Below are 12,172 nucleotides of genomic sequence, written 5' to 3'. Positions count from 1 at the left end.
ATGGCCGTTTCGCTGCGTGAGTACCGTGCACGGATCAAGTCGACCGAGTCGACGAAGAAGATCACGCGCGCCATGGAGCTCATTGCTGCGTCCCGCATCATCAAGGCGCAGAACCGGGCTCAGGCCGCGGCTCCGTACGCCCGCGAATTGACCCGTGCCGTGAGCGCCGTGGCCACGTTCTCCGACGTGAACCACCCGCTCACGACCGAGCCGGAGAACCCGAAGCGGGCCGCGATCCTGGTTGTCACCAGCGACCGCGGCCTGGCCGGGGCCTACGCCTCCAGCGTGCTCAAGGAGGCCGAAGGCCTTCGCGAGAAGCTGGTGGCCGAGGGCAAGTCGGTGGACCTGTACATCTCGGGCCGCAAGGGCGAGGCGTACTACAGCTTCCGTCGTCGTCCGGTCGTCAACGCCTGGACCGGTTTCTCCGATCGGCCCACGGTGGAGATGGCTTCCGAGATCGGTGCCACCCTCGTCGACGTCTTCACCGCTGACGAGGGTGCCGCCGGCCAGGTCGACGAGGTCCACGTGGTCTACACCCGGTTCAAGTCGATGCTCTCCCAGGAACCGACCGCTGTGCGGTTGCTCCCCTTGGAGGTCGTCGAGGGCACTGAGGCGCCTGACGCGGACGAGCTCCTGCCGCTCTATGAGTTCGAACCCTCGGCTGCCGAGGTGCTGGACTCCTTGCTCCCCAAGTACGTCAACAGCCGGATCTACTTCGCTCACCTGCAGGCCGCGGCTTCCGAGCTCGCTGCCCGTCAGAAGGCGATGAAGTCCGCGACGGACAACGCGGAGGAGCTCATCAAGAAGTACACCCGGATTGCCAACCAGGCCCGCCAGGCTGGCATCACCCAGGAAATCAGCGAGATTGTCGGTGGAGTCAACGCTCTTGCCGACGCCCAAGCCGGGAATGAGTGAGAAATGACTGCCACTGTTGAAGAGACTGTGAGCGTTGGGGGCGGCGTCGGTCGCATCACCCGCGTGATCGGCCCGGTCGTGGACATCGAGTTCGCGGCCGACGAGATGCCCGCCATCTACAACGCACTGAAGACCGACGTCACCATCGGCGACGTGACCACCGAGCTCACGCTCGAGGTTGCTCAGCACATCGGTGACGGCATGGTCCGTGCGATCTCGATGCGGTCCACCGACGGCGTCGTCCGGGGCGCGCAGGTGCGCGACACCGGCGACTCGATCACCGTTCCCGTGGGTGACGCCACCCTCGGCAAGGTGTTCAACGTCACCGGTGAGGTGCTGAACCTGGAGCCGGGCGAGAAGTTCGAGGTCAACGAGCGGTGGGGCATCCACCGCAAGGCCCCGTCCTTCGACCAGCTCGAGTCGAAGACCCAGATGTTCGAGACCGGCATCAAGGTCATCGACCTGCTCACCCCGTACGTGACCGGTGGAAAGATCGGTCTGTTCGGTGGTGCCGGTGTCGGTAAGACCGTTCTGATCCAGGAAATGATTGCCCGTGTGGCCAAGAACCACGGTGGTGTGTCGGTGTTCGCCGGTGTCGGCGAGCGCACCCGTGAGGGTAACGACCTGATCGAGGAGATGAAGGACGCTGGCGTGTTCGACAAGGTCGCCCTTGTCTTCGGCCAGATGGACGAGCCCCCGGGCACCCGTCTTCGCGTTGCGCTGTCGGCTCTGACCATGGCGGAGTACTTCCGCGATGTTCAGAACCAGGACGTACTGCTCTTCGTCGACAACGTCTTCCGGTTCACCCAGGCCGGTTCCGAGGTCTCGACCCTGCTGGGTCGGATGCCTTCGGCCGTGGGTTACCAGCCGAACCTGGCCGACGAGATGGGTCAGCTGCAGGAGCGGATCACCTCGACGCGTGGTCACTCGATCACCTCGATGCAGGCGATCTACGTCCCCGCGGATGACTACACCGACCCGGCTCCGGCAACGACGTTCGCCCACCTGGACGCCACCACCGAGCTCTCGCGTGAGATCGCCTCGCTGGGTATCTACCCGGCCGTGGACCCGCTCACCTCGACCTCGCGGATCCTGGACCCGCAGTACATCGGTCAGGCTCACTACGACGCCGCCATTCGCGTGAAGCAGATCCTCCAGCGCAACAAGGAGCTGCAGGACATCATCGCGATCCTCGGTGTCGACGAGCTCTCCGAAGAGGACAAGATCATCGTGTCCCGTGCTCGCCGGATCCAGCGCTTCCTGTCGCAGAACACCTACGTTGCCAAGCAGTTCACCGGCATCGAGGGTTCGACCGTGTCGGTCGCCGACACGATCGAGGCGTTCAACCAGATCGCCGATGGCGACTGGGACCACGTGGCCGAGCAGGCGTTCTTCATGTGTGGTGGCCTCGACGACGTCGAGCGTAACTGGGCCGAGATTCAGAAGAGCCTCTGATGAGCGAGTCCGGTACCAACGCGCTCCAGGTCGAGCTGGTTGCGGCCGAGCGTCTCGTGTGGTCGGGGGCGGCCAAGATGGTCGTCGCCCGCACCACCGAGGGTGACGTCGGTGTGCTTCCCGGTCACGCACCCCTGCTCTCGGTTCTGGTGGAGGGCGTCGTCGACGTCACCACCGTCGAGGGTGAGACCTGGGTGGCTGCGATCGACGCCGGCTTCCTCTCGGTAGCCGGTGACCGGGTCTCGATCCTGTCGGAACGGGCCGAGATGTCGCACGAGATCGACCTGGAGAAGGCGCGTCACGACCTCGAGCGTGCACATGCCGCAGGCGAGAACGACGACGAGGCGACGGCTGCTGTCCGCAGCGCCGAGGCTCGGATCCGGGCGGTCGAGAAGGCCTCCTGAAAGTTCCACAACGCTATGCCCTAGAGTGACGCTACTTCAGCGTCACTCTTCGGGTATTTATGGGAGGTCGTATGCCACTGTGGCAGTGGGTCGTCGACATCGTCGTCGTCCTTCTGGTGGTGCTTGTTCTCTACGGACTGGCACTCGTTGTCCGGCGTCGTCTGCTCTCGCGCGAAGGTGGCACTTTCGAACTCAGTTATCGCGCCCGATCCTCACGGATCGGGCGCGGCTGGGTTCTCGGCCTCGGACGGTACGCCGGCGATGAACTGCAGTGGTTCCGGATCTTCTCGCTCTCACCGCGCCCTGGCCGGGTCTGGAAGCGTTCGGGCCTCTCCTTCGAAGGTCGTCGCGAACCCGTCGGCCACGAGGAGCTCGCGCTCTACGCCGAACACGTGATCGTGGTGCTTCGTGAGGGTCAGGTCGACCTCGAACTCGCCCTCGGGCCGGCGTCACTGGTCGGTTTCCAGTCCTGGCTCGAGTCCGCCCCGCCAGGTACGGACTGGGACCGCGATCGTCTGCGCTGAGCGCACAACGGCCGCTTGAACCAGCAGTTCAAGCGGCCGTTCTCGAACACCTCTCAGTGCAGGTTCGGGGTGCGCGCGATGAGCTCCTTCCGCTGCACCTTTCCGGTCGCAGTCCGGGGCAGTTCGTCGACGAAGAGGAACTGCTTGGGGATCTGGTAGCCCGCGAGGCGCTCGGCGCAGTGGGCGCTCAGCTCGGCCGCGGTCGCCGGGTGTGCGGTCGAGATGATGGCGGCGCAGACCTGCTCACCCCATCGCGGGTGAGGTACGCCGTAGACGGCGCAGTCGGTGACGGCAGGATGGTTGAGCAACACCTCCTCGACTGCGCGCGGATGAACGTTCTCGGCACCTGTCTGGATCATGTCGTCGGCACGCCCGACGAGGTAGAGGAAGCCCGCTGCATCCCGGTACCCGACATCGCGGGTGTTGAGCCAACCGTCGATCAGGACGCCACCGGTGGGATCGTCGGTGCCGATGTAGCCCTGGGTCAGGCAGGGGGTCCGGAGCCAGAGTTCGCCGACCTGACCGTGCTGAAGGATTCCTCCCGTTCCTGGCTCGCGGATCTCTAGTTCGACCCCGACGCCTGGACGTCCCGCGGAGGCGAGACGTTCTCGGCCCGGGCCTTCGAGTTGGTGATCGGCGTTGGCGAGGAAGCTCACGCCGCCACCCGTCTCCGTCATGCCGTAGACCTGAGAGAACTCACAGCCGAGCACCTCGATCGCCTCGGCCAGCAGTTCCGGCGCGATGGGTGAGGCGCCATAGCCGATATGGGAGAGGTGGGGGAGCGGACGAGGGGCATGACGCAGCTCAGCAACCAGGGCCTGGATCAGGGTGGGAACCAGGATGGCGTGGGTGACCTCCTGGTTGCGCATGGTGTCGACCAGGGCCGCCGGTGCGGCGTTGTCGGTGTAGACCAGGGTTACGCCACCCTTGAGGCTGTACAGGGTCCAGGTGGCGCCCGCGACATGGAAGGTCGGTGGGACGATCAGCGCGCGGTCGCCAGGCGAGAAGTGGTGAACCTCCGCGTGCACCATCGTTGCTTCCACTGCTGCGCGCGTGAGCGGAACCGCCTTCGGCGTACCGGTGGAGCCGGAGGTGAAGTAGATCATCGCTTCGGCCTCCTGGATCTGCGGAGTGCGCGACTCCCGTACCGGCTCGATCGCACTCCACGGGGTCCCTCCAGGACCGGCAATGCTGGTGGCATCGGGGTGGATCTGCTGGGCGGCCGCCGCGAACCGTTGGTCGGCGATCAGATGGTCAAGTCCGACGACCTGGCTCGCGGCTTCGAGTTCGGCCTGTGGCATCCGCCAGTTCATCCCGACCAGTGCGGCTCCGACTCGCCAGGAGCCGAGCAGGCTTGGGGCGTAGTGCACGGTGTTGGGCCCGAGCCAACCGATCCGGCTGCCGTTCCTGATGCCCTGGTGGTGGAGGTAGGTCGCGACCTGGTCTGCTGCTAGGTTCAACTGCGCCCAGGTGAGCTGTTCGTTCGGATCGAGGACGGCGACGTCGTCCGGGCGGGTCTGAGCATAGTGGCGGACGGCCTGGTCGATGGTGGCATCGGTCGGAGGCGAGGCGTTCATGCGTAGTCCTTGGGGTCGGGGACGATTCGTCCTGGCTCTTTCGGTGGGCGGGAGGAAGTGAGACTCATGGTGAAGAGAGCAGACGCGTACAGGGGGCGTGCTCCCAGGCCATGAAGCGCGAGAGCACGGAAGACGCACTGTTGCGGGCTGCACGCGAGGTGTTTGCGGAGAAGGGTTTCTTCAACGCGAAGATCACTGACATCACCACGGCTGCGGGACGTTCTGCGGGGTCCTTCTACACCTACTACGAGAACAAGACGCAGATCCTCGATGCACTGCTGGACGATTTCACCCGGCAGGTCACGCAGGCGTCGCTGGCGAACCGGTCTGAGGACGCCTACCAGGACATCGCCGGCATAGTGGGTGCCTTCTGGACGGCCTTCCGGGAGCACCGTGGGGAGATGATTGGTCTGTTCGGCCTGAAGATGACCGATGCGAGCTACGCGGAGCGGTGGCGCGGGGTCCGTGCACTCGGTATCGAGGGGATCGCCGCGAGATTGGCGGCGGCGCAGCGTGCTGGTCATCTTCGGGACGCAGACGCGCAGGTGGTCGCATCTGCGCTGCTCTCGATGATGGAGTCGTTCGCCTGGACCTGGATCGCTGACGGGGGAGACCAAGGTGTACCTCCGCTGGACGACGAGGCGGCTATCGCCACGGTCAGCAACCTTTGGTATCGGATGGTTTACGGCCCGCTGTCGGGGGAGCCTACGCCGCGTTGAGTTCGGCATGGAGAACCTCTGCTCACCAAGCGAGAGTGTCGTAGGTTCCGCGAAAGTAGAGCAGCGGACGTCCCGTCGTGCGCACGGCGGTGTGCTCGACCTGACCGACGACGATGTCGTGGTCACCCTGCGCAACGACGTCGTACCGGCGGCAGTCGATGTGGACCAGGGCGCCTGCGAGGTGCGGCGCACCATTGGTTCCGGGCTGCCAGCGTCGACCGGCGAACTTGTCGTCGTTGCGTTGGGCGAACTGCGCGCTGACGTCCTGTTGAGACTCTCCGAGGACATTGATCGAGAACGCCTCGGCACCTTTCATCCGTTGCCAACTCGTGGAGCCGCGTGAGGCGCAGAAAAGCACCAGGGCCGGCATCAGGGACAGCGAGCTGAACGATTGGCAGGTGAAGCCGACGGGTGCGTTGTCGACGATGGCGGTGACGACGACGATCCCCGACGCGAACCGGCCCATCGCATCGCGGAAGTCGGTTTCGACGTAGGTGGCTGCGGGTTCTTCTGGGTCGACCAGGTGCAGGGCTGCGGCGGACATCGGGTTTCCTTCGGCTCTGGGGGAGGGACTTGACCTGCCTCTAGATTGAATCTAAATTCAAATTCAGTCAAGAGGAGGAAACATGGAACTTGGATTGCTGTCCCTGGGTGACTGGCTGCCCGACCCGGTCGCGGGCACTCGCGTCTCGCAACAGCAGCGGCTACGGTCGATCGTCGACCTGGGCGTGGAAGGTGAAGAACTGGGCTTCGACATGGTGGCGGTCGGTGAGCACCATTTCAACGACTACATCGTCTCCTCGCCGCTGATGATTCTCGCGGCGATCGCTTCCCGGACGAGCAGGATCCGGCTGGCGACAGCGGTGACCCTGATGCCGCTGCACGACCCGGTCCGGCTGGCAGAGGACTTCAATACGCTCGATCAGCTCTCTGGTGGCCGCGCCGAGCTGGTCCTGGGCCGAGGGATCTCGAGCGACGGCTACGCGGAGTTCGGTGTCGAGCCTGCCGCGGCGCGCGAGGTCACGGTCCAGAAACTACAGTTGCTTCGCGGGCTGTGGTCGGAGCGAGAAGTGACGTGGAACGGTGCCCATCGCCCGGCGCTGTCGGCAGTGGAGATCCAACCGCATGTCCTTCAGCCTGACCCCCGGGTTTGGATGGGGACCGGGATGAGTGAGGACTCCGTGCGGTGGACGGCAGAGCTGGGAATGCCCTTGATGCTGCCAAGCATCTTCAAGCCGGCTGAGGAGTGGCGGGACCTTGTGGCGCTCTATCGTCAGCTGATGGCTGAGTCCGGCAAGGGCGCGAAGGCGTTCGTCGGCGCGTGCAGTCACGTTCATATTGCGCCGACGAGTCAGGAGGCGCGCGACTCGTGGCGTCCGTATCTGACGGGATACGCCGAGTGGGCCAATCGGATGCGCAAGAGCGACGTCCGGGTGGACTTCGATCGGATCGTCGCTGGTCCTGCGGTATGCGGATCGCCGGCGGAGGTCGCGGAGCGGCTGCTCTCGTTGAAGGAGGCGCTCCAGCCGGACATTCATCTCTCTGTGTTTGATATCGGCGGGCTGCCGGCACCCCGCGTCTCGGCGAACCTCGAACTCTTCGCGTCCGAGGTGATCTGGAAGATCCGCTGAGATCGGTTCCATGATTCCGTGGCCGCATGGCGCGCTGATCTGCCAAGGTGAGCGCATGGCGCAATGGAGCAAGGATGAACTGGAGCAGGCGTTCGCCGGGTACACGGCCGCTGTCGACAAGAGCGTGAAGACAGGCGACTGGGAGCACTTCGTGCAGTGCTTCACCCCGGACGCGACCTACGTCGAACATGCCTACGGGAATTTCTCCGGGCATGAGGAGATCCGCACCTGGGTCACCCGGACCATGGGAAGCTTCCCGGCCACGGAGATGACCGAGTTCCCCGCGAAGTGGGTCACTGTCGACGTCGACAAGGGTTGGGTGATCTGCGAGATCGACAACCCGATGCGCGACCCCGGGGACGGCTCCAAGTTCGCCCAGTCGAACATCACCATCTTGCGCTATGCCGGGAACGGCCTCTTCGGTGAGGAGGAGGACGTCTACAACCCGATGGACTTCATGTCCGAGGTGAGCGCCTACGTCCAGCGGTGTGCTGAGTTGGGGACCCTTACCGACGAGGCCCGCCGGTGGGCCGAGCGGTTCGGGGTCTCGTTGCCGCCGAGCCCGGAGCAGGAGAGCTGATCGCGCGACCTGAACACACGACGAAGGCCCCCGATCCGCAGTCCTGCGGTCGGGGGCCTTCGCGTTGCCTGGTCGGCTCACGTTCTCCGCTCGTGCCTCGCGGCGGGGGCTCACCCTGCGTGGTCGGCCGGCTCACGTTCTCCGCTCGTGCCTCGCGGTGGGGGCTCACCCTGCGTTGCCTGGTCGGCTCACGTTCTCCGCTCGTGCCTCGCTACGAACGCTCACCTCCGGGCACCCAGAGCACATCGCCGGTGGCGCGGTTGGCGTGCCGGGCGAGGATGAAGAGCAGGTCCGAGAGTCGGTTGAGGTACTTGATAGCCAACAGGTTCATCGTCTCCGCGTGGTCGGCGTAGGCGGCCCAGCCGTCACGCTCGGCGCGGCGGACGACGGTGCGTGCGACGTGGAGGTGTGCCGCCCCCGGAGTGCCGCCGTTGAGGATGAAGGAGCGCAGGTTCGGCAACTGCTCGTTGTACGCGTCGCACCAGGCCTCGAGGCGGTCGATGTACTCCTGCTCGATCCGCAGCGGCGGATACTCGGGGTCGGCGACCACCGGGGTACAGAAGTCGGCGCCGACATCGAAGAGGTCGTTCTGGATACGGGTCAGCACGGTGACCACGTCGGCGTCGAGGCTGCCGGTGGCCAGCGCGACGCCGATGAAGGCGTTCGCCTCGTCGACGGTCGCGTAGGCCTCCAGGCGGAGGTCGTTCTTCGACGTCTCGCTCATGTCACCCAGGCGGGTGGTGCCGGCGTCGCCGGTGCGGGTGTAGATGCGGGTCAGATTCACCATGTCTGCAGCGTATCGGGCGAATCATCTGCGGAAATCCGGGTACTGAGGCAACCAAAGTCGGTCTCGACGCGTCATAGAGGGTGACGGAGGCCGTTACTACGAGGAACGGAACGTCAGCACGTTCAAGGGTCAGCACCGTCACGAAGGCGTATCGGGCGCCTTCGCAACCGGGAGGGATGAGAGATGGACATCATCAGCACAGGCGAGACGCTTCGGCTCGCCGGGGAGTTCGACGTCCGATCCACCACTGAGGTCCGCGACGCTATCCACCAGCACCTCTTCGCCGAGAACCGTGACCTGACGATCGACCTCACCGAGGTCACCGTCGTCGACCAGACGGCTTTGCGTGTGCTTGCCGCCGCCACTCGGCTCGCCGAGCGCCGTGGTCGGCAGGTGATCCTGCGGGGTGCGGGTCCTGCGGTCCGGCGGATGCTGCACATCACCCATCTGATCCGCGTCGTCGAGCTGGAGCGCGCTGCCCGGATCGCCTGAGGTCGCGATCGCCCGGGCCTGGCTGTACCTAGCCCCTGCGCGCGGATACCGCGACGTGGCGTGTGCCACATCTCGGATAGGTTAACGAACCCTCACCAAAGGCTCTAGGCTCAAGCCATGACCGAAGCTACCCCTGCCAAGGACCGTCCTTGGGTGATGCGGACCTACGCCGGGCACTCGACGGCGGAAGCGTCCAACGCGCTCTACCGCAACAACCTCGCCAAGGGCCAGACCGGCCTCTCGGTCGCCTTCGACCTGCCGACGCAGACCGGCTACGACCCGGACTCGTCGCTCGCCCGTGGCGAGGTCGGCAAGGTAGGGGTCCCGGTTCAGCACCTCGGCGAGATGCGGAAGCTCTTCGCCGACATCCCGTTGACCGACATGAACACCTCGATGACGATCAACGCCACTGCGATGTGGCTGTTGGCGATGTACCAGGTCGTGGCCGAGGAGCAGAACCCAGACCTGAGCGCCGAAGAGGTCGCCGCGCAGTTGGCGGGCACCACCCAGAACGACATCATCAAGGAGTACCTCTCGCGAGGTACCTATGTCTTCCCGCCCGAGCATTCGCTACGCCTGATCAGCGACATGATCGTCTACACGGTCCACAACATCCCGAAGTGGAACCCGATCAACATCTGCAGCTACCACCTGCAGGAAGCGGGGGCCACGCCCACCCAGGAGCTCGCCTACGCGCTGTGCACGGCCGTTGCGGTGCTCGACCAGGTGAAGAACTCCGGGCAGGTCTCCGAGGCCGACTTCGAGAAGGTCGTCGGCCGCATCTCCTTCTTCGTCAACGCCGGCGTCCGCTTCGTGGAGGAGACCTGCAAGATGCGGGCCTTCACCCGGATGTGGGACGAGATCACTCGTGAGCGCTACGGCGTCACCGACCCGAAGATGCGCCGCTTCCGCTACGGCGTGCAGGTGAACTCGCTCGGCCTCACCGAAGCGCAGCCGGAGAACAACGTGCAGCGGATCGTGCTCGAGATGCTGGGCGTCACCCTGTCCAAGAACGCGCGCGCTCGCGCGGTACAGCTGCCGGCCTGGAACGAGGCACTCGGTCTGCCCCGTCCGTGGGACCAGCAGTGGTCGCTGCGCCTGCAGCAGGTGCTCGCCTTCGAGTCCGACCTGCTCGAGTACGACGACATCTTCGAGGGCAGCCATGTGATCGAGGCGAAGGTTGCCGAGCTCATCGCCGGCGCCAAGGCCGAGATGGACCGGGTGCAGGCCATGGGCGGAGCGGTCGCCGCCGTCGAGGCCGGCTACATGAAGTCCGAACTGGTCGCCTCCCATGCGCGGCGTCGGGCCCGGATCGAGGCCGGCGAGGAGATCATCGTCGGTGTCAACAAGTTCGAGACCACCGAGGTTTCGCCGCTCACTGCCGACCTCGACGGTGCGATTCAGACCGCGGACCCGGCTGCTGAGCAGGCGGCGATCGCGAGCGTCCAGGCGTGGCGCGAGCAGCGTGACGACTCCGCGGTGAGCGCCGCGCTGGCTGCGCTCGCCGCGGCGGCGAAGACCACGGAGAACCTGGTTCCGTTCACCCTGGCCGCGGCCCGGGCGGGCGCGACGACGGGGGAGTGGGCCGCCACCCTGCGTGAGGTGTTCGGCGAGTTCCGGGCGCCGACCGGGGTCAGTGGCGCGGTCGGCGTCGCTGACGCGGGTGCCGAGCTGACGGCGGTCCGCGAGCAGGTGCAGCGCACCGGTGACGAGTTGGGCGGCCGTCTGCGGTTGCTCGTCGGCAAGCCCGGCCTGGATGGCCACTCCAACGGCGCCGAGCAGGTGGCGGTCCGGGCGCGCGACGCCGGCTTCGAAGTGATCTACCAGGGCATCCGGCTGACCCCCGAGCAGATCGTCGCGGCAGCTGTCGCCGAGGACGTCCACTGTGTCGGACTCTCGATCCTGTCGGGCTCGCACATGGAGCTCGTCCCGGAGGTACTCAAGGGGCTCGAAGCGGCTGGCATGGGTGACGTTCCGGTGATCGTCGGCGGCATCATTCCGGAATCGGACGGCAAGCAGCTGATCCGGCTCGGTGTTGCGGCGGTCTACACGCCGAAGGACTTCGGTCTGACCGAGATCATGGGCGGGATCGTGGAGGTCATCCGCAAGGCCAACCAGCTCGACTGAGTCGGCTCTTCAAGAAACGGCCCGCACCCACGAAAGTGGGTGCGGGCCGTTTACGTCAGGCGGGACGCAACGTCCAGATGGTGACACTCGTCACGCAAGGTTAGGCAAACCTCATTCCGTCCCCTACTCTGTTCTTGTGGGCAAGAAAGACGCGAAGACCAAGAAGGACAAGACCCGTCCTGGCAAGAAGGTCAAGCTCAAGACGGGCAAGCTGAAGAAGCTGCCCAAGAAGAAGATGCCCAAGTCCAAGTGCTGCAGCTCGAAGCCGCAGTGCAAGCGTTGCCCCATCCGGATGCTCAAAGAAGGCACGCTCCCTCCGGGCTACACCGTCAAGCGTCGTAAACTGGTCAAGATCGACAAGCCGTCGAAGAAGTTCGCCGAAGCCGCTTGAGGTGCCACTGCGCCTCTCGGTAACCAGGAGGCCCAGTGACCGCCGCCCGTTTTGCTGCTCAGCTCAACGATCAGATCGGCAACGAGCTCGCCGCTCACAACCAGTACCTCGCCTGCGCCGTCCACTACGACGCGATGACCATGCCGCAGATGGCTGCCTTCTTCTATGGTCAGGCCCTGGAAGAGCGCGCCCACGCGATGATGATGGTCAAGTACCTGCTCGACACCGACTGCGAGGTGAAGATCCCGGGGGTCGAGAGCCCGATCAGTAGCTTCGAGGGTGTCGTGGCGCCGGTAGCGCTCGCGCTGGAGCAGGAGAAGCGGGTCACCGAGCAGATCAACGCCCTGCTCCGCACCGCTCGCGAGGAGAACGACTTCGCCTCGGAGCAGTTCATGGCCTGGTTCATCAAGGAGCAGGTCGAGGAGGTCGCCACGATGAGCGACCTGCTGACCGTCGTCGAGCGCAACGTCGACGACATTGAGGACATCGAGGACTTCATCGCCCGCGAGCAGAGCAGCGGGGGCGACGACCCGATGGCGCCGCGGCAGGCCGGGGCCTGAGGTAGGACGC

Annotated in this window: 14 protein-coding genes; 11 read left to right on the top strand and 3 right to left on the bottom strand. The window is 65.4% G+C overall.

Annotated elements, in window-relative coordinates; translation table 11 throughout:
* The 4 genes from ACLM5J_RS16090 (at position 1) to ACLM5J_RS16075 (ending at position 3,298) form a co-directional block, all read left to right on the top strand.
* Entirely contained in the window at positions 1-915 is a 915-nt protein-coding gene (locus tag ACLM5J_RS16090; RefSeq protein ID WP_413657488.1) for a F0F1 ATP synthase subunit gamma, read from the top strand.
* Between the two features lie 3 nt (positions 916-918).
* Positions 919-2,370 (top strand): F0F1 ATP synthase subunit beta, encoded by a 1,452-nt coding sequence (gene atpD / locus ACLM5J_RS16085; RefSeq protein ID WP_413657487.1) that lies wholly within the window; start codon positions 919-921, stop codon positions 2,368-2,370.
* A complete protein-coding gene (locus ACLM5J_RS16080; RefSeq protein ID WP_413657486.1) occupies positions 2,370-2,774 on the top strand; it encodes a F0F1 ATP synthase subunit epsilon in 405 nt (134 codons plus the stop codon). The genes atpD and ACLM5J_RS16080 overlap by 1 nt, the downstream gene beginning before the upstream one ends.
* 71 nt (positions 2,775-2,845) lie before the next feature.
* Positions 2,846-3,298 (top strand): DUF2550 domain-containing protein, encoded by a 453-nt coding sequence (locus ACLM5J_RS16075; protein ID WP_413657485.1) that lies wholly within the window; start codon positions 2,846-2,848, stop codon positions 3,296-3,298.
* Positions 3,299-3,351: 53 nt separating this feature from the next.
* On the opposite strand, the gene ACLM5J_RS16070 is transcribed toward ACLM5J_RS16075, so the two are convergent.
* Complete coding sequence (locus ACLM5J_RS16070) at positions 3,352-4,875, bottom strand: class I adenylate-forming enzyme family protein (RefSeq protein ID WP_413657483.1); 1,524 nt, start codon at positions 4,873-4,875, stop codon at positions 3,352-3,354.
* Between the two features lie 110 nt (positions 4,876-4,985).
* On the opposite strand from ACLM5J_RS16070, the gene ACLM5J_RS16065 reads away from it, so the two are divergent.
* Positions 4,986-5,594: a TetR/AcrR family transcriptional regulator gene (locus tag ACLM5J_RS16065; RefSeq protein WP_413657481.1), complete on the top strand. Its 609-nt coding sequence runs from the start codon at positions 4,986-4,988 to the stop codon at positions 5,592-5,594.
* Between the two features lie 22 nt (positions 5,595-5,616).
* Here ACLM5J_RS16065 and ACLM5J_RS16060 read toward each other — a convergent pair whose 3' ends face one another.
* Positions 5,617-6,138, bottom strand: a complete 522-nt coding sequence (locus ACLM5J_RS16060) for a flavin reductase family protein (RefSeq protein WP_413657479.1) — start codon at positions 6,136-6,138, stop codon at positions 5,617-5,619.
* 82 nt (positions 6,139-6,220) lie between these two features.
* Between ACLM5J_RS16060 and ACLM5J_RS16055 the strand changes: the two genes are divergently transcribed.
* Complete coding sequence (locus ACLM5J_RS16055; RefSeq protein WP_413657478.1) at positions 6,221-7,225, top strand: LLM class flavin-dependent oxidoreductase; 1,005 nt, start codon at positions 6,221-6,223, stop codon at positions 7,223-7,225.
* Between the two features lie 55 nt (positions 7,226-7,280).
* Positions 7,281-7,805, top strand: coding sequence for a nuclear transport factor 2 family protein (locus ACLM5J_RS16050; protein ID WP_413657477.1), 525 nt, complete (start codon positions 7,281-7,283; stop codon positions 7,803-7,805).
* Between the two features lie 211 nt (positions 7,806-8,016).
* Here the strand turns inward: ACLM5J_RS16050 and ACLM5J_RS16045 are convergent, their stop codons facing one another.
* Positions 8,017-8,592, bottom strand: a complete 576-nt coding sequence (locus tag ACLM5J_RS16045) for a cob(I)yrinic acid a,c-diamide adenosyltransferase (RefSeq protein ID WP_413657476.1) — start codon at positions 8,590-8,592, stop codon at positions 8,017-8,019.
* A gap of 183 nt (positions 8,593-8,775) precedes the next feature.
* Between ACLM5J_RS16045 and ACLM5J_RS16040 the strand changes: the two genes are divergently transcribed.
* From ACLM5J_RS16040 to ACLM5J_RS16025, 4 genes are all read left to right on the top strand, one after another.
* Positions 8,776-9,084 carry an STAS domain-containing protein gene (locus tag ACLM5J_RS16040; RefSeq protein WP_413657475.1) on the top strand — a complete coding sequence of 103 codons (309 nt, stop codon included), beginning with the start codon at positions 8,776-8,778 and terminating at the stop codon, positions 9,082-9,084.
* Positions 9,085-9,201: 117 nt separating this feature from the next.
* Positions 9,202-11,211: a protein meaA gene (locus tag ACLM5J_RS16035; RefSeq protein ID WP_413657474.1), complete on the top strand. Its 2,010-nt coding sequence runs from the start codon at positions 9,202-9,204 to the stop codon at positions 11,209-11,211.
* Positions 11,212-11,347: 136 nt separating this feature from the next.
* Positions 11,348-11,602 carry a hypothetical protein gene (locus ACLM5J_RS16030; protein WP_413657472.1) on the top strand — a complete coding sequence of 85 codons (255 nt, stop codon included), beginning with the start codon at positions 11,348-11,350 and terminating at the stop codon, positions 11,600-11,602.
* Between the two features lie 35 nt (positions 11,603-11,637).
* Positions 11,638-12,162, top strand: a complete 525-nt coding sequence (locus ACLM5J_RS16025) for a ferritin (RefSeq protein ID WP_413657470.1) — start codon at positions 11,638-11,640, stop codon at positions 12,160-12,162.
* Positions 12,163-12,172 lie beyond the last annotated feature (10 nt).

The sequence above is a fragment of the Nocardioides sp. Bht2 genome (assembly GCF_047308515.1).
Taxonomy (GTDB): domain Bacteria; phylum Actinomycetota; class Actinomycetes; order Propionibacteriales; family Nocardioidaceae; genus Nocardioides.
Note: the sequence above shows the minus strand (reverse complement) of the source record. Positions and strands in the feature narration are given on the sequence as shown.